At 64.5% G+C, this 16,119-nt stretch carries 16 protein-coding genes; 13 read left to right on the top strand and 3 right to left on the bottom strand.

Features of this window, described 5'->3' with window-relative positions:
* The first annotated feature begins 58 nt into the window (after positions 1–58).
* The 5 genes from hpaI to hpaC all read left to right on the top strand — a co-directional run bounded on the left by hpaI (position 59) and on the right by hpaC (position 5,431).
* Entirely contained in the window at positions 59–853 is a 795-nt protein-coding gene (hpaI, locus tag ACJ8IN_RS03660; RefSeq protein ID WP_033636985.1) for a 4-hydroxy-2-oxoheptanedioate aldolase, read from the top strand.
* Positions 854–856: 3 nt separating this feature from the next.
* A complete protein-coding gene (hpaX, locus tag ACJ8IN_RS03655; protein WP_033636986.1) occupies positions 857–2,227 on the top strand; it encodes a 4-hydroxyphenylacetate permease in 1,371 nt (456 codons plus the stop codon).
* A gap of 34 nt (positions 2,228–2,261) precedes the next feature.
* Complete coding sequence (gene hpaA, locus ACJ8IN_RS03650) at positions 2,262–3,158, top strand: 4-hydroxyphenylacetate catabolism regulatory protein HpaA (RefSeq protein WP_308325404.1); 897 nt, start codon at positions 2,262–2,264, stop codon at positions 3,156–3,158.
* Positions 3,159–3,336: 178 nt separating this feature from the next.
* Positions 3,337–4,899 carry a 4-hydroxyphenylacetate 3-monooxygenase, oxygenase component gene (gene hpaB / locus ACJ8IN_RS03645; protein WP_047569441.1) on the top strand — a complete coding sequence of 521 codons (1,563 nt, stop codon included), beginning with the start codon at positions 3,337–3,339 and terminating at the stop codon, positions 4,897–4,899.
* Between the two features lie 16 nt (positions 4,900–4,915).
* A complete protein-coding gene (hpaC, locus tag ACJ8IN_RS03640; protein WP_308325405.1) occupies positions 4,916–5,431 on the top strand; it encodes a 4-hydroxyphenylacetate 3-monooxygenase, reductase component in 516 nt (171 codons plus the stop codon).
* Positions 5,432–5,464: 33 nt separating this feature from the next.
* Here hpaC and ampH read toward each other — a convergent pair whose 3' ends face one another.
* Both ampH and ACJ8IN_RS03630 read right to left on the bottom strand, forming a co-directional pair.
* The gene (gene ampH, locus ACJ8IN_RS03635) at positions 5,465–6,607 is read right to left on the bottom strand and encodes a D-alanyl-D-alanine-carboxypeptidase/endopeptidase AmpH (protein WP_047569437.1); all 1,143 of its coding nucleotides are present in this window, start codon (positions 6,605–6,607) and stop codon (positions 5,465–5,467) included.
* 125 nt (positions 6,608–6,732) lie between these two features.
* Positions 6,733–7,491: a FadR/GntR family transcriptional regulator gene (locus ACJ8IN_RS03630; protein ID WP_033636991.1), complete on the bottom strand. Its 759-nt coding sequence runs from the start codon at positions 7,489–7,491 to the stop codon at positions 6,733–6,735.
* Positions 7,492–7,726: 235 nt separating this feature from the next.
* Here ACJ8IN_RS03630 and ACJ8IN_RS03625 point away from each other — a divergent pair, with 235 nt between their 5' ends.
* The 7 genes from ACJ8IN_RS03625 to fucP are packed head-to-tail and all read left to right on the top strand — an operon-like array spanning position 7,727 to position 13,888.
* Positions 7,727–8,467 carry an SDR family oxidoreductase gene (locus ACJ8IN_RS03625; protein WP_016929185.1) on the top strand — a complete coding sequence of 247 codons (741 nt, stop codon included), beginning with the start codon at positions 7,727–7,729 and terminating at the stop codon, positions 8,465–8,467.
* A 25-nt stretch (positions 8,468–8,492) separates the two neighbouring features.
* Complete coding sequence (locus ACJ8IN_RS03620; RefSeq protein ID WP_033648523.1) at positions 8,493–9,338, top strand: fumarylacetoacetate hydrolase family protein; 846 nt, start codon at positions 8,493–8,495, stop codon at positions 9,336–9,338.
* A gap of 14 nt (positions 9,339–9,352) precedes the next feature.
* A complete protein-coding gene (locus ACJ8IN_RS03615) occupies positions 9,353–10,630 on the top strand; it encodes an L-fuconate dehydratase (RefSeq protein WP_308325408.1) in 1,278 nt (425 codons plus the stop codon).
* 14 nt (positions 10,631–10,644) lie between these two features.
* Positions 10,645–11,508, top strand: a complete 864-nt coding sequence (locus ACJ8IN_RS03610) for an amidohydrolase family protein (RefSeq protein ID WP_060427246.1) — start codon at positions 10,645–10,647, stop codon at positions 11,506–11,508.
* On the top strand, positions 11,486–12,262 hold the full coding sequence (locus tag ACJ8IN_RS03605; RefSeq protein ID WP_033636997.1) for an SDR family oxidoreductase: 777 nt from the start codon (positions 11,486–11,488) through the stop codon (positions 12,260–12,262). The genes ACJ8IN_RS03610 and ACJ8IN_RS03605 overlap by 23 nt, the downstream gene beginning before the upstream one ends.
* The gene (locus ACJ8IN_RS03600; RefSeq protein WP_060426860.1) at positions 12,259–12,618 is read left to right on the top strand and encodes an L-rhamnose mutarotase; all 360 of its coding nucleotides are present in this window, start codon (positions 12,259–12,261) and stop codon (positions 12,616–12,618) included. The genes ACJ8IN_RS03605 and ACJ8IN_RS03600 overlap by 4 nt, the downstream gene beginning before the upstream one ends.
* A gap of 40 nt (positions 12,619–12,658) precedes the next feature.
* On the top strand, positions 12,659–13,888 hold the full coding sequence (fucP, locus tag ACJ8IN_RS03595; protein ID WP_060427244.1) for an L-fucose:H+ symporter permease: 1,230 nt from the start codon (positions 12,659–12,661) through the stop codon (positions 13,886–13,888).
* A gap of 1 nt (position 13,889) precedes the next feature.
* Here the strand turns inward: fucP and ACJ8IN_RS03590 are convergent, their stop codons facing one another.
* Positions 13,890–15,089 (bottom strand): MFS transporter, encoded by a 1,200-nt coding sequence (locus ACJ8IN_RS03590; protein WP_060427243.1) that lies wholly within the window; start codon positions 15,087–15,089, stop codon positions 13,890–13,892.
* Between the two features lie 108 nt (positions 15,090–15,197).
* On the opposite strand from ACJ8IN_RS03590, the gene ACJ8IN_RS03585 reads away from it, so the two are divergent.
* Positions 15,198–16,109: a LysR family transcriptional regulator gene (locus tag ACJ8IN_RS03585; RefSeq protein ID WP_033637002.1), complete on the top strand. Its 912-nt coding sequence runs from the start codon at positions 15,198–15,200 to the stop codon at positions 16,107–16,109.
* The last annotated feature ends 10 nt before the right edge of the window (positions 16,110–16,119 follow it).

Genomic DNA, 16,119 nt, shown 5'->3' with positions numbered 1-16,119 from the left:
GGCCGCAATAAACCGGGCGGGGGGCCACGCGCCGCGCCCGCTTGTCAGGGAGAATGCGATGTTAACCAACCACTTCAAGCGTGCGCTGCAGGAAAAACGCCCGCAGATCGGGCTGTGGCTCGGGCTGTGCAGCAGCTACAGCGCCGAGCTGCTGGCCGGCGCCGGTTTCGACTGGCTGCTGATCGACGGCGAACATGCGCCCAACAACGTGCAAACGGTGCTGGGGCAGCTGCAGGCGGTCGCGCCTTACCCGAGCCGGCCGGTGGTGCGGCCGCCGTGGAACGACGCGGTGATCATCAAGCAACTGCTGGACGTCGGCGCGCAAACCTTGCTTATCCCGATGATCCAAAACGCCGAACAGGCGCGCGATGCGGTGCGCGCCACGCGCTATCCGCCGCACGGCGTGCGCGGCGTCGGCAGCGCCCTGGCGCGCGCTTCGCGCTGGAACCGGGTGCCCGATTACCTGCAGCAGGCCGACGAGCAGATGTGCGTGCTGGTGCAGATTGAAACCCGCGAAGCGGTGAAAAACCTCGACGCCATTTTGCAGGTGGAAGGGGTGGACGGCGTGTTTATCGGCCCGGCGGATCTCAGCGCCGATATGGGCTTCGCCGGCAATCCGCAGCACCCGGAAGTGCAGCGCACCATCGACGACGCGATTGCGCGCATCCGCGCCGCCGGCAAGGCGCCCGGCATTTTGATGGCCAACAAGGCACTGGCGCAGCGCTATCTGGAAGCCGGCGCGCTGTTCGTCGCGGTGGGGGTGGACACCACCCTGCTGGCGCGGGCGGCGGAAGCCCTGGCTGACGAGTTCAAACAGGGCGGGGTGCAAGCGCCTTCTTCGGGAGTTTACTGAACCATGAACCACGTCGATTCGCTGCCGCCGGCCAACCCGGCGCAGCAACATAAAGCGTTAACCGCCGCCGAGCAATCGGTGATTAAAAAGTTGTTTCGGCGCCTGATCATTTTCCTGTTCGTGTTGTTTGTTTTCTCTTTCCTCGACCGTATCAACATCGGCTTCGCCGGGCTGACGATGGGCAAAGATCTCGGCCTCAGCTCGACCATGTTCGGGCTGGCGGCGACGTTGTTCTATGTCACCTACGTGATCTTCGGCATTCCGAGCAACATGATGCTGAGCCGGGTCGGCGCGCGGCGCTGGATCGCCACCATCATGGTGCTGTGGGGCATCGCCTCCACCTGCACCATGTTCGCCACCGGGCCGACCAGCCTGTACGTGCTGCGCATGATCGTCGGCATCACCGAGGCCGGTTTCCTGCCGGGCATTCTGGTGTACCTCACCTACTGGTTCCCGGCGTTCTACCGCGCCCGCGCCAACGCCTTGTTCATGATCGCCATGCCGGTGACCATGGCGATCGGTTCGCTGGTCTCCGGCTATATCCTGGCGCTGGACGGGGTGATGAATCTGAAGGGCTGGCAGTGGCTGTTCCTGCTGGAAGGCATTCCGTCGGTGCTGCTGGGCGTGGTGGTGTGGTTTTACCTCGACGATACGCCGGCCAAGGCCAAGTGGCTGACCGACGAGGAAAAATCCAGCCTGCAGGCGATGATGGAGGCCGACAAGCTGCAGCTGGTGCAGCCCAACGGGCCGAGCAGCCACCGCGCGCTGCAGCAACGCAGCCTGTGGCGCGAGATTTTCACGCCGATCGTGCTGATGTACACGCTGGCCTATTTCTGCCTGACCAACACCCTGAGCGCGATCAACATCTGGACGCCGCAGATCCTGCAAAGCTTCAACCAGGGCAGCAGCAACGTGACGATCGGCATTCTGGCGGCGATCCCGCAGATCTGTACCATCGCCGGCATGGTGTGGTGGAGCAAACGATCCGACAGGCTGCAGGAGCGCAAGCATCACACCGCGCTGCCGTACCTGTTCGCCGCCGCCGGCTGGCTGCTGGCGTCCGCCACCGATCACAGCCTGATCCAGCTGCTGGGGATCGTGATGGCCTCGGTCGGCTCCTTCACCGCCATGGCGATCTTCTGGACCACGCCGGATCAGTCGATCAGCCTGGAAGCGCGCGCGGTGGGGATCGCGGTGATCAACGCCACCGGCAATATCGGATCGGCGCTCAGCCCGCTGTTGATCGGCTGGTTCAAGGATCTGACCGGCAGCTTCAACTCCGGGCTGTATTTCGTCTCGGCGCTGCTGATCGTCGGCGCCGTGCTGGTGTGGCGCATCCCGATGAAGGATTCGCGCCCGAGGGCGACGCCTTGATGCGCAAGTGGGCATGATTGCAGGAGGTCATGAGGTGCGGAAAAGTACCGGCTTTATCGCCAACATCGATATTTGCAAAGAGTATGACGCGCGCTACGCCGCCGACGAGGTGCACTACGAAACCTTCGCCGGGCTGGCGGCATTCTTCGGCCGCGACATGCAGGTGCACTGGCACGACTGCTTCTTTCAGGTGCATTTCCTGGAAACCGGCAAGATAGAGCTGCAGCTCGACGATCAGCACTATTCGGTGCAGGCGCCGCTGTTCATCCTCACGCCGCCGTCGGTGCCGCATGCGTTCTTTACCGAACCGGACAGCGACGGCCACGTGCTGACGGTGCGCCAGGAGCTGATTTGGCAGCTGCTGGAGCGCCTGTATCCCGGCAGCAACCTGGCGCTGGACATGCCGGGCATCTGCCTGTCGCTGGCCGACGCGCCGCAGGAGCTTACGGCGCTCAGCCACTACTGGGCGCTGATCCGCCGCGAGTTCGGCCAGAACCTGGCCGGGCGCGAACAGACGCTGGCGCTGCTGGCGCAGGCGGTGTTCACGCTGCTGCTGCGCAACACCGCGCTGGAAGACAACGCCAACAGCGGCGTGCGCGGCGAACTGCAGCTGTTTCAGCGGTTCAACAAGATGGTGGACGAGCGTTTTCGCGAGCACCTGCCGGTGCCGGAGTATGCGCAGGCGCTGGGAGTGACCGAATCGCGGCTCAACGACCTGTGCCGGCGCTTCGCCAACCGGCCGCCCAAGCGGCTGATCTTCGATCGACTGCTGCGCGAGGCCAAACGCATGCTGCTGTTCAGCGCCTGCACGGTGCATGAAACCGCCTACAGCCTCGGCTTCAAGGATCCGGCCTATTTCGCCCGTTTTTTCAATCGGCTGGAAGGCTGTTCCCCCTCGACCTACCGCGCGGCGCAACACGCCCTTTCGTAACCGCGATCACAGTTTGCCGCGAAAGCGGCAAACTGACCTGAAAAGTACCGGCGATTGCCGCAAAAGTCTCTTCTCGAAAACGGCTTTGGCAGCTTCAATTAAGCAACCAAAAGAAAACATTATTTTAACAAATGGCCGGATCCACGGCCTGAAAAATGCCGATGACGAGGAAGACCCGATGAAACCAGAAGACTTTCGTGCCGACAGCAAACGCCCGTTTACCGGCGCCGAATACCTGAAAAGTTTGCAGGACAGCCGCGAAATCTACATTTACGGCGAGCGCGTGAAAGACGTCACCACCCACCCGGCGTTCCGCAACGCGGCGGCGTCTGTCGGCCAGCTGTATGACGCGCTGCACGATCCGGCCAGCCAGGATCGCCTGTGCTGGAATACCGACACCGGCAACGGCGGCTATACCCATAAATTCTTCCGCTATGCCCGCAGCCCGGAAGAGATGCGCCAGCAGCGCGACGCCATCGCCGACTGGTCGCGCCAAAGCTACGGCTGGATGGGGCGCACGCCGGACTACAAGGCGGCCTTCGGCTGCGCGCTGGGCGCTTATCCGGAGTTCTACGGCCAGTTCGCCGACAACGCGCGCCACTGGTACAAACGCATTCAGGAAACCGGGCTCTATTTCAACCACGCCATCGTCAACCCGCCGATCGACCGCCACAAGCCGGTCAACGAGGTGAAGGACGTTTACATTCAGGTGGAGAAAGAGACCGACGCCGGTATCGTGGTCAGCGGCGCCAAAGTGGTGGCCACCAACTCGGCGTTGACCCACTACAACTTCATCGGCTTCGGTTCGGCGCAGGTGATGGGCGATAACCCGGACTTCGCGCTGATGTTTGTGGCGCCGATGGACGCCGAAGGGGTGAAGCTGATTTCGCGCGCCTCTTACGAGCTGGTGGCCGGCGCCACCGGATCGCCGTTCGACTACCCGCTCACCAGCCGCTTCGACGAGAACGACGCGATCCTGATTATGGATCATGTGCTGATCCCGTGGGAAAACGTGCTGATTTACCGCGATTTCGACCGCTGCCGCCGCTGGAGCACCCAGGGCGGTTTCGCCCGGCTGTTCCCGCTGCAGGCCTGCGTGCGCCTGGCGGTGAAGATGGACTTCATCACCGCGCTGCTGCAAAAGAGCCTCTCGTGCACCGGCGTGCTGGAGTTCCGCGGCGTGCAGGCCGATCTGGGCGAAGTGGTGGCCTGGCGCAACCTGTTCTGGTCGCTGAGCGACGCGATGTGCGCCGAAGCCACAAAATGGGAAAACGGCGCCTACCTGCCGGATTCCGCCGCGCTGCAAACCTACCGCGTGATGGCGCCGATGGCCTACACCAAGGTGAAACACATCATCGAGAAGAACGTCACCAGCGGCCTGATCTACCTGCCGTCCAGCGTGCGCGACATGAACAACCCGGAGATCGACAAGTACCTGGCGCGCTACGTGCGCGGATCGGACGGTATGGATCACGTCGAACGCATCAAGATCCTCAAGCTGATGTGGGATGCGATCGGCAGCGAATTCGGCGGCCGTCACGAGCTGTATGAGATCAACTACGCCGGCAGCCAGGATGAGATCCGCCTGCAGTGCCTGCGCCACGCGCAGGGATCCGGCAACATGGATCGCATGATGCAGATGGTCGACAAGTGCCTGGCCGATTACGATCAGCACGGCTGGAAGGTGCCGCACCTGCGGAACAATGACGATATTAATCAGTTGGATAATCTGCTGAAGTAATTCAGGAGGAGGTTGTATGTCTCAGGAAAATGAACAGCGCCTGCGCTTTCGCGACGCCATGGCCAGCCTGTCGGCGGCGGTGAATATCGTCACCACCGACGGCCCGGCGGGGCGCTGCGGCATCACCGCCACGGCGGTGTGCTCGGTAACCGATACGCCGCCGACGCTGCTGGTGTGCATCAATCGTAGTAGCGCGATGAACCCGGTGTTTCAGGAAAACCGCAGGCTGTGCGTCAACGTGCTCAACCACGAGCAGGAGCTGATGGCACGCCACTTCGCCGGCATGACCGGCGTCAGCATGGAAGATCGTTTCCGGCTGGAGGAGTGGCAGCTCGGCGCGCTGGGGCAGCCGGTGCTGCGCAATACCCTGGCCAGCCTGGAAGGGGAGATCGAGCAGATCCAGAGCATCGGCACCCACCAGATGTACCTGGTGCAGATCAAGCAGATCGCGCTGAGCGAAGCCGGCAACGGGCTGATCTACTTCAAGCGCAACTTCCACCCGGTGATCCACCCGATGGCGGTGCCGGCCTGAGGCGTTGGGGCGCAGCAGGCTGCGCCCCGCATATCAGCTCTTGTTGGCCGCCAGATCGCTCACCAGGCGGTTGACCGGATCGCTCATGTTGGTGAACTTGCTCAGCTCAGAGCGGGTCACCACCACGAACACCCCGACGTTTTTCGCCGGGATCATCGCCATGTAGGTAATGAACCCGCCGCCGCCGCCGGTCTTCTGAATGATGCCCGGCAGCCCGTCCTTCGGCGCCATATACACCCAGCCCAACCCCAGCGCATCCGCTTGCCCCGGCACATCCATGCCCTTCAGCGACACCAGATCGTGGCGCTGGAAGTACATGGTTTGCTCGCTGGCGGCGGTGGCTTTGCGCGGGCCGCTGGCGCTGGAGGAGAGGAACTGCTGCATCCAGCGCTGCATGTCGCGCGGGGTGGAGTAGACGCCGCCGCTGCCGGCCGCGGCGGTGGTGTCGCGGCAGGCGCTCGGGCCGGCCGCCGCCACCATCAGGCGCGAGCACTGTTCGGGGCTCGGCGTCAGCGTGGTGTCGACCATGCCGAGCGGCGCGGTGATTTTCTCTTTCAGCAGCGCGTTGTAAGGCTTGCCTGCGGCGCGCGACAGCGCGTCGGCCAGCAGGTCATACGCCAGATTGGAGTAGGCGGCGCGTACGCCCGGCGGCACCGTGACGTTGGCATGCGCCAGCCACTGCCAGCGCTGGGCCTTGGTCGGCCAGGTGAACACCGGCGTTTTCGGCGGCTTTTTGCCCGGCTGCTCGCGCGGCAGCGCGCTGGTGTGCGTCGCCAGGTTCAGCAGGGTAATCGGTTGGCCGGCGTTGTAAGCCGGTACATAGGCGCCTTTGGGGGCGTACTTGCGCAGCGGGTCGGTCAGTTTGACCTGGCCTGCCGCCGCCATTTTCACCATCACTTCGCTGGTCATCAGCTTGGTGATCGAGGCGATGCGGATCAGCGAATCCGGGCGCGGGCGCAGGTTGTTGCCGGGTTTGGTATCGCCAAAGCTGCGGTTAACCACCTGATTGCCGTCGATCACCACCAGCGCCATGCCGGTGGCGCCGCTGTTGTAGAAAATATGTTCGGCATACTGGTCGACGATTTGCGAAGCCAGCTGCGGGGGGGCGGCCAGCGCGGCCAGCGGCGCGGCGCACAGGCCCAGCGCCAGCAATAAAGCGGAGACAGAGTTCTTCAACGGTCGTTATCCATTTAACAATGCAGCGGGAAAGGGCGTTATTCGTCGCCCAGTGTAATGCGCTCAGGCCCCGGCTGCATGTAGAAAAAAGAGCGGTGACGATAAATTTTTTAACCGCCGGCGGCCTACTGCGCGCGGGCGAAAATGGCGATCACTTCATCGAGGTGCGCCTTCATCGCCTTGCGGGCGCCGCGCACGTCGCGCGCTTCGATCGCTGCCAGGATCGCCCGGTGTTCCAGCTCGGAACGGTGCGGCATGTCGTCCGGCGTATAGTGGCGCTGCAGCACGCGAAACATGCTGCCGTAACGGTGGCCGAGCAGGTGGCCGATAATGAACGCATAGGCCGGGTTGCCGCTGGCCTGGGCGATGCGGATGTGGAACAGCCGATCGCCGGGGTGAGTGGCGGAGCCAGCGCGGTTATCGCGGCAGTTCTGCTCGTAGGCGGCGCGGATGCCCGCCAGCTCTTCGTCGGTGGCGTGGCGCGCGGCCAGCGCGGCGGTCTCCGGTTCGATCAACAGGCGGGTTTGCAGCAGTGAAAACGGCGGCAGCTCGGCGTTGAAATCCAGTTCGATATTCAGTTCGTCGTCGATCTCCGCCCACTGGTTGCGGCCGGCCTGCGCCATCACCGGCTCCTGCGACGGCGCCAGCGGCGTTTGCGAGCGCACGATCACCCCGTTGCCGACCTTGACGTCCACCAGGCCGATCACTTCCAGCGCGATCAGCGCTTCGCGCACCGACGCGCGGCTGACCTGCAACTGCTGGGCGAGATCGCGCTCCGAGGGCAGGCGGCTGCCCGGCGGAAATTCGTTATTTTCGATCAGACGTTTGAGCTGGTCTGCTATCTGTCTGTAAATTCTTGGGTTTTCCAGTCGGGTAATCGGCATTTTTGACCTTTGACGATTCGGCGTTCAGTGATTTGGCGCACAATTATGCGACAAGGCGCTTGAGTAATCGTTATTCAAGTGTAAAAAAATGGTTAATTGAAATGCGGTTTCAAGGCTGTTTTATTAACTTCTTCCCCCAACGATAACGCGTAAAGCGTCTTTTGTCATGTTAGAGGCCTGACCTTTAACCGCCTTTAGTGGCCTGACCATTAGACCTTTAGGCCGAGGAGTCAAGATGGATTTAACCGGGAAACGCGTACTGATCACCGCCGCCGGGCAAGGGATCGGTTTTACCACCGCCAGGCTGTTCGCCGCCGCCGGTGCCGAGGTGATCGCCAGCGACATCAACCTCGAGCGCCTGCAGGGCTGCGCCGGGATCCGCGCACTGACGCTGAACGTCACCGATCCGGCCGCCATCGCGGCGGCGGCGGAAGCGATCGGCCCGATCGACGTGCTGTTCAACTGCGCCGGCGTGGTGCACAGCGGATCGATCCTCGATTGCAGCGAAGATCAGTGGGCGTTCGCGCTCGATCTCAACGTTACCGCGATGTTCCGCATGATCCGCGCCTTCCTGCCGGGCATGTTGGCGCGCGGCAAAGGCTCGATCATCAACATGTCCTCGGTGGCCTCGAGCGTGAAAGGGGTGCCGAACCGCTTCGCTTACAGCGCCAGCAAGGCGGCGGTGATCGGCCTGACGCGCTCGGTGGCGGCGGACTACGTCACGCAGGGCATCCGCTGCAACGCCATCTGCCCCGGCACGGTGGAGTCGCCGTCGCTGCGCCAGCGCATTGCCGAGCAGGCGCGCGAGCAGGGGCGCAGCGAGCAAGAGGTGTATCAGGCGTTCGTCGCCCGTCAGCCGATCGGGCGCATCGGCACCACCGAGGAAATCGCCCAACTGGCGCTGTATCTGGCCTCCGACGCCAGTTCGTACACCACCGGCACGGTGCAGATCATCGACGGCGGCTGGAGCAACTGAGCCGCCATTTTTGAGAGAGGAACGCATGAAACTTTTACGTTACGGGCAACCCGGACAAGAGCGCCCCGGCATGTTGGATGCGCAGGGCCGCCTGCGCGATCTGTCGCAGCATATCGCCGACGTGGGGGGCGCCGCGTTATTGCCGGCGTCGCTCGCCAAACTGCGCGCTCTGGACAGCGCCGCGCTGCCGCTGGTCGAAGGGCAGCCGCGCCTCGGCGCCTGCGTCGGCGGCATCGGCAAGTTTATCTGCATCGGCCTGAACTATGCCGATCACGCGGCGGAAACCGGCGCGGCCATTCCTGAGGAACCGGTGGTATTCAACAAATGGACCAGCGCGGTGGTCGGCCCCTATGACCAGGTGGAGATCCCGCGCGGCTCGCAGAAAACCGACTGGGAAGTGGAGCTGGGCGTGGTGATCGGCCAGGGCGGGCGCTACATCAGCGAAGCGGACGCCATGCGCCACGTCGCCGGCTACTGCGTGATCAACGACGTTTCAGAACGCGAATATCAAATTGAACGCGGCGGCACCTGGGACAAGGGCAAAGGCTGCGACACCTTCGGGCCGATCGGCCCCTGGCTGGTCACCGCCGATGAGATCGCCGATCCGCACAGCCTGAACCTGTGGCTGGAGGTGGACGGCAAGCGCTATCAGGACGGCAACACCAGCACCATGATCTTCCGCATTCCGCAGATCGTCAGCTACCTCAGCCGCTTTATGAGCCTGCAGCCGGGCGACGTGATCTCCACCGGCACGCCGCCGGGCGTCGGCATGGGGCAGAAACCGCAGCCCATCTACCTGCGGGCGGGCCAGACGATGCGTCTGGGCATCGAAGGGCTGGGCGAACAGCGCCAGCAAACCGTACAGGCCTAACCGGGAGCGCCGCCATGACCACCATTACCGCACTGCGGGTTGAAGACATTCGTTTCCCCACGTCGCTGGGGCTGGACGGATCCGACGCCATGAATCCGGATCCCGACTATTCCGCCGCCTACGTGATCCTGGAGACCGATCGCGCGGATCTCAGCGGCCACGGGCTGACGTTCACCATCGGCCGCGGCAACGAGATCTGCTGCGCGGCTATCCGCGCGCTGGAACATCAGATCGTCGGCGAGCGGCTGGAAGATATCGCCGCCGACATGGGCGCCTTCTGGCGGCGCTTCACCAGCGACAGCCAGCTACGCTGGATCGGGCCGGACAAGGGCGCCATTCACCTGGCGACCGGTGCGGTGGTCAACGCGGTGTGGGATCTGTGGGCCAAATCGGTCGGCAAGCCGGTGTGGCGGCTGGTGGCGGAGATGACGCCGGAGGAGCTGGTGCGCTGCATCGACTTCCGTTACATCACCGACTGCATCACGCCGCAGGAAGCGCTGGCGCTGCTGAAACAGCGTGCCGAGGGCAAAGAAGAGCGCCTGGCGCGGCTGCTGCAGGAGGGGTATCCCTGCTACACCACCTCCGCCGGTTGGCTGGGTTATCCGGACGACAAGCTGCGCCGCCTGTGCCAGGAAGCGGTCGACGCCGGTTTCTCCTACCTGAAGCTGAAGGTCGGGCGCGATCTGGAAGATGACATCCGCCGGGTGCGCATCGCCCGCGACGTGATCGGCCCGGATCGCCGGCTGATGATCGACGCCAACCAGGTGTGGGAGGTGAACGAAGCCATTCCGTGGGTGAAGCATCTGGCGTTCGCCAAACCCTGGTTTATCGAAGAGCCGACCAGCCCGGACGACGTGGAAGGGCACCGCCGCATCCGCGAAGGGGTGGCGCCGGTCAAGGTGGCCACCGGCGAGATGTGCCAGAACCGCATCATGTTCAAGCAGTTCATCATGCGCGGCGCGGTAGACGTGGTGCAGATTGACGCCTGCCGCCTCGGCGGCGTCAACGAAGTGCTGGCGGTGATGCTGATGGCAGCCAAATACCAACTGCCGGTCTGCCCGCACGCCGGCGGCGTCGGGCTGTGCGAGTACGTGCAGCACCTGTCGATGATCGACTACCTGTGCATTGCCGGCAGCCACGAAGGCCGGGTGATCGAGTACGTCGATCATTTGCATGAACACTTTGTCGATCCCTGCGTGATCAACGGCGCGGCCTACATGCCGCCGAGCCGCCCCGGCTATTCGATCGAGATGCATTCGTCGTCGATCGAGCAATACCGATTCCGCGGATGAGGCGGGAGGATCGCATGCCGCGCATCGATGCTCACCAGCACTACTGGCGCTATCAGCCACGGCACTACCCGTGGATCGACGAGCGGATGCGCGTGCTGCGGCAGGATTTCGATCCGCCCCGGCTGCGGCCGCTGCTGCAGGAACAGGGTTTCGACGGCGCGCTGGCGGTGCAGGCGCGCCCCAGCGAGGACGAGACGCTGGCCCTGCTGGCGCTGGCTGAGCAGAGCGAGGGCGTATGCGGCGTAGTGGGCTGGCTGGATATCGCTTCGCCACAGCTGGCGCAGCGTCTGGAGGCCTTGCGGCCTTATAGCGCGCTGCGCGGGGTGCGCCATCAGGTGCAGGACGAAGCGGATCCGGCGGCCTGGCTGGCGCGGCCGGAAGTGAAGCGCGGCATGCAAACGCTGCAGCGCGCCGGGTATGTGTACGAGATCCTGGTGACGCACCGGCATCTGGCGGCCGCGGCGGCGTTCGCCGCCCGCCACGATGAGCACTGGTTGGTGCTGGACCATCTCGGCAAGCCGGACATCGCGCGCGGCGCGCGGCACTGGGCGCAGCAAATCCGGCCGCTGGCGGCGCTGCCGCACGTGGCCTGCAAGCTGTCGGGGCTGATCACCGAGGCGCCGGGTGGCCGGTGGCGGGCGGAAGAACTGCTGCCGTTCTTCGACGCCGCGCTGGAGGCGTTCGGCCCGCAGCGGCTGATGTTCGGCTCCGACTGGCCGGTGTGCCTGCTGGCCGGCGACTACCGCCAGGTGGTGCAACTGTGCGAACGGGCGCTGTCGACGCTGGGAGCCGCCGAGCAGGCGGCGATTTGGGGCGACACCGCCTGGCGAATTTACGGTTTAACGGAGTCTGGTTATGGATCTGTATCTGCAAGATAAGGTGGTGCTGGTCACCGGCGGCGGTGCCGGCATCGGCGCGGCGATTGCACATGTGCTGGCCGAGGAAGGGGCGATCCCGGTGTTGGTCACCAACGCCGCGCCGGAGGCGGCGCTGCTGGCCGATTTGCAGCGGCTGCAGCCGCGCACCGAGGTGATCCTCACCGAACTGTGCGACGAGGCGGCCTGCCGCCGCGCGGTCAGCCAGACGCTGGCGGCCTTCGGCCGCATCGACGGGCTGGTGAATAACGCCGGGGTCAACGACGGCGTCGGGCTGGAGGCGGGGCGCGAAGCCTTCGTCGGCTCGCTGGAAAAGAACCTGGTGCACTACTACCTGATGGCGCACCTGTGCCAGGCGGCGCTGCAGGAAAGCCGGGGCGCTATCGTCAACATCGCCTCCAAGACCGCGCTCAGCGGCCAGGGCGGCACCAGCGGTTACACCGCCGCCAAGGGCGCGGTGCTGGCGCTGACGCGCGAATGGGCGGTGTCGCTGCGCCATGACGGAGTGCGGGTGAACGCGGTGGTGCCGGCGGAGGTGATCACCCCGCAGTACCAGCGCTGGCTCAACACCTTCGCCGAGCCGCAGCGGCAGATGGCGAAAATCACCGCGCGCATTCCGCTCGGGCAGCGCATGACCACGCCGCAGGAGATCGCCGATACCGTGGCGTTTCTGCTGTCGTCGCGGTCATCGCATACCACCGGGCAGTGGCTGTCGGTGGACGGCGGCTACCTGCATCTCGATCGGGCGTTGACGTGAGCGGCGCGACGGCAGGGCGGCGCCGTTTCTGCCAGGCGCTCGATCTGATTGACTCACCGGCGCTGATTGCGGAGTACCTGCAGCATCATCAGCGCATCTGGCCGGGCATCGCCGCGCATTTGCGCGAGCACGGCATTCTGGACATGGAGATTTACCGGTTGGGCACCCGGCTGTTCATGATCGTGGAGGTCAGCGCCGATTTCGACGCTGCGCGCTTTGACGCCGCCAGCCTGAACAACCCCGAAGTACAGCGATGGGAAGCGCTGATGTGGCACTACCAGGCCGCCACCCCCTGGACGCCGCAGGGCGAAAAATGGGTGGAAATGGCGCGGATATTTTCTCTGCAACAGCAATAACGCCAACATCATCATCGCCAGACGATACGAGGGTATCACCATGCTTGCTGAAAAAAGTGCGGCCTCCGCGCAGCCGGGCGTCGCCGTGACCGCCAATCTGCGCTGGGCCTTTATCCTGGTCACCAGCCTGTTCTTCATGTGGGGTCTGTCCTATGGCCTGCTGGACGTATTGAACAAACATTTTCAGGAGACGTTGCACGTCACCAAGGCGCAGTCGGGGCTGCTGCAGGCGGCCTATTTCGGCGCCTATTTCCTGGTGGCGCTGCCCGCCGGGTACTTTATGGACCGCAAGGGCTATAAGGCGGGCATTCTGGTCGGGCTGTGCCTGTATGCGCTGGGGGCGCTGCTGTTCGTGCCGGCGGCATCGGCCAACAGCTTCGGCGTGTTCCTGTTCGCGCTGTTCGTTATCGCCAGCGGTTTGGGCTGCCTGGAAACGGCCGCCAACCCGTACGCCACGGTGCTGGGCGACGCGCAGGGCGCCGAACGGCGGCTCAACCTGGCCCAGTCGTTCAACGGCCTCGGGCAGTTTATCGGCCCGTTGATCGGCGGCACGCTGTTCTTCTCCGCCAGCCAGTCCGCCGGCGGCGGCGATCAGAGCGCGGTGAAGATGACCTATGTGGCGATCGCCGTGCTGGTGCTGCTGATCGCGCTGTTGTTCAGCCGCACCCGGCTACCGGCGATCCGCGAAGAGGAAAAACCGGTGCACGGCGTGATAGCGCAGGGATTGTGGCAGCATCCGCATTTCGTCGGCGGGGTTATCACGCAGTTCTTTTACGTGGCGGCGCAGGTGGGCGTAGGGGCGTTCTTCATCAACTATGCCACCGAACACTGGCGCGAGGTGTCTAACCAGAGCGCCTCTTACCTGCTGTCGATCGCCATGATCTGCTTTATGGTCGGGCGCTTCTTCAGCACCTGGTTGATGGGGCGAGTCAAGCCGGCGACGCTGTTGGCGGCCTATGCGCTGATCAACATCGCGCTGTGCGGCGTGGTGATGCTGAGCGTTGACGGCGTGTCGGTGGTGGCGCTGATCGCGGTATTCTTCTTTATGTCGATCATGTTCCCGACCATTTTCGCCCTGGGGGTGAAAAACCTGGGTAAACACACCAAGCGCGCCAGCTCCTTTATGATCATGGCGATCGTCGGCGGCGCCATCATGCCGTACTTTATGGGAGCGCTGGCCGACCGTTACAGCACCGCGCTCTCTTATCTGCTGCCGCTGCTGTGCTTCGTGGTGGTGCTGGTTTACGGCCTGCGGCAGCGCCGCGTCTGATTCAACCCGGCGGCGAATCGGCCTTCGCCGCCGTTGTCAGCGCCTGTGGGCGGGTTCGCATCAGGATCGCCAACGCCAGCAGCAGCACGATGCCGGACAGCACGCCGTTTATCGTCAAGCCTCCGGCATCCACCACCAGCCCGCCCGCCAGTGAACCGCAGGAAATCGCCAGATTAAACAGCGCGATATACAGCGAAGAGGCGACCTCGACCGCATTGGGCGCCGCCTTGAGCATCCACGCCATCAGCGACACGGAAACGCCGCCATAGGCGATGCCCCACAGCAGGAGGAAAGCGCCGCCGCTCAGCGGCGCGCGGCTCAGCAGCGGCAGCAGCAGGACGGCGAGCGCCAGCCCGAGGGCGATCAGCGCCAGGGTGCGGCGCAGCCGTTTGGCGGCGGCCTGGCCGGCGATGAAATTCCCGACGATACCGGCGACGCCGTAGGCGAACAGCAACGCCCCCACCCAGCGGCTCTCGATGCCGGCGACCGTCTGCAGCAGCGGGCGGACAAAGGTGTAGGCCATAAAGTGGCCGGCGACCAGCAGAAACGTCAGCAGCAGCCCGAGGAGCAACCGGCGATTCGCGCGCTGCGCGGTGAACGACCGCCAGCTCACCGCCTGCGTGACCGGCAGCGGCGGCAGCACGCACAGCAGCAGGAGCAGGGTCAGCGCCGCCAGAACGGCGACGGCCAGAAACGCCATGCGCCAGCCCAGCGCTTCGCCGAGGAACACCCCGAGCGGCACGCCGAGCACCGAGGCCGCCGCTACGCCGCCGAAGATGACGGACAGCGCCAATCCGACGGAGGCCGGCGGCACCAGACGTTCCGCCAATCCGCCGGCGATGGCCCAGATACCGCCGATGCAAAAGCCCAGCAGGATGCGCGCAGCGAACAGCAGCGCCATGGAGGTAGCGGCGGCGGCCAGCAGGTTGGCGGCGATCAGCAGTAGCAGAAAGACGATCAGCAGGCTGCGGCGATCTGTGCGCCGGGCGCCCAGCACCACCAGCGGGGCGAACAGCGCGGCGAACAGGGCAGGCAGGGAAATCAGCAGCCCGGCGCGGCCTATCGATGCGTTCAAGGTGCTGACTATCGGGGTCAGCAGCCCGACGGGCAGCATTTCTGCCGTGACGACGGTAAAGGTGGATAGGCCGATGGCGAAGGTCGCCAGCCAGGGTTTTGCGCCGCCGGCTTGTAAGGCACTCATAATGACTCTCCCAACAGATGAAGAGCCTCAGTGTATCCGCGCCAAAATGGCTGATAAACTGGCCTGAATGCGCAACATTGGGGACAAATCGTGGCTAATTTACCGTCTATGCCGTTGGATAACCTGACCGACCTGCTGGTGTTCATTCGCGTCGCCGACGCCTGCAGCTTCACGCTGGCGGCCGAGAGGCTGGGCATCTCCCGCTCGGCGGCGGGCAAATGCGTGATCCGATTGGAGGAGCGATTGGCCACCCGGTTGCTGCAGCGCACCACGCGCAGCGTCAGCCTGACCGAAGACGGCGCGGTGTTTTACGAGTATGCGCAGCGCATCCTGTCGCAGGCCGAAGAGGCGGAAACGGCGCTCAATACGCGGCGGCAAACCCCACGCGGGCGGCTGCGGCTGGATCTGCCGGTCTCGTTGGGGCGGTTGCATATCCTGCCGATTCTGCGGGAGTTTTTGGCGCAGTGGCCGGAGGTGGACGCCGACGTCAGCTTCTCCGATGATTACAGCGATCTGGTGCGCGACGGCATAGACGTGGCTGTCCGCGTCGGCGGCAACGACGACAGCCGGCTGGTGCGGCGGGTGCTCGCGCCACATCGCCTGATCACCTGCGCGGCGCCGGATTATCTGGCGCGGCACGGCACGCCTGCAAAACCGGAGGCGTTGGGCGATCACGAGACGCTGGTCTTCAGCCATCAGGGGCTGCCGGCGCCCTGGCGCTATTTGGTCAACGGCCAACTGCACGAACAGCCGGTGCGCGGCCGGATGCGTTTCAACAACGTCGAGGCCTTGCGGGATGCGGCCGTCGCCGGAGCCGGCCTGTGCCAGGTGGGGGCGTTTCTGGTCGGCGAGCAGATTGCGGCCGGCACGCTGGTGCCGGTGCTGGAGCGCTATTGCCGCCCGGGGCCGCCGATCTGCGCCGTCTATCCCAGCCGGCGCCATCTCTCCCCCAAGGTGAAACTGTTCCTGGCGGCGATCGAACGGCGCTGGCAGGGCAAGGCGATTTGGGAAACCGCTTAGCGCGAGCGAT

Source organism: Serratia sp. CY31944, assembly GCF_052169175.1.
Taxonomy (GTDB): domain Bacteria; phylum Pseudomonadota; class Gammaproteobacteria; order Enterobacterales; family Enterobacteriaceae; genus Serratia; species Serratia sarumanii.
This window is presented reverse-complemented; position numbering and strand designations above follow the sequence as displayed.

Excerpts from the sequence above, each read along its gene's own strand:
- ACJ8IN_RS03620 (WP_033648523.1), top strand. The coding sequence starts at position 8,493 with ATGAAACTTTTACGTTACGGGCAACCCGGACAAGAGCGCCCCGGCATG.
- hpaX (WP_033636986.1), top strand. The coding sequence starts at position 857 with ATGAACCACGTCGATTCGCTGCCGCCGGCCAACCCGGCGCAGCAACAT.
- hpaB (WP_047569441.1), top strand. The coding sequence starts at position 3,337 with ATGAAACCAGAAGACTTTCGTGCCGACAGCAAACGCCCGTTTACCGGC.
- ACJ8IN_RS03605 (WP_033636997.1), top strand. The coding sequence starts at position 11,486 with ATGGATCTGTATCTGCAAGATAAGGTGGTGCTGGTCACCGGCGGCGGT.
- ACJ8IN_RS03630 (WP_033636991.1), bottom strand. The coding sequence starts at position 7,491 with ATGCCGATTACCCGACTGGAAAACCCAAGAATTTACAGACAGATAGCA.
- ACJ8IN_RS03585 (WP_033637002.1), top strand. The coding sequence starts at position 15,198 with ATGCCGTTGGATAACCTGACCGACCTGCTGGTGTTCATTCGCGTCGCC.
- hpaI (WP_033636985.1), top strand. The coding sequence starts at position 59 with ATGTTAACCAACCACTTCAAGCGTGCGCTGCAGGAAAAACGCCCGCAG.
- hpaC (WP_308325405.1), top strand. The coding sequence starts at position 4,916 with ATGTCTCAGGAAAATGAACAGCGCCTGCGCTTTCGCGACGCCATGGCC.
- fucP (WP_060427244.1), top strand. The coding sequence starts at position 12,659 with ATGCTTGCTGAAAAAAGTGCGGCCTCCGCGCAGCCGGGCGTCGCCGTG.
- ACJ8IN_RS03610 (WP_060427246.1), top strand. The coding sequence starts at position 10,645 with ATGCCGCGCATCGATGCTCACCAGCACTACTGGCGCTATCAGCCACGG.
- ACJ8IN_RS03625 (WP_016929185.1), top strand. The coding sequence starts at position 7,727 with ATGGATTTAACCGGGAAACGCGTACTGATCACCGCCGCCGGGCAAGGG.
- ACJ8IN_RS03615 (WP_308325408.1), top strand. The coding sequence starts at position 9,353 with ATGACCACCATTACCGCACTGCGGGTTGAAGACATTCGTTTCCCCACG.
- ACJ8IN_RS03590 (WP_060427243.1), bottom strand. The coding sequence starts at position 15,089 with ATGAGTGCCTTACAAGCCGGCGGCGCAAAACCCTGGCTGGCGACCTTC.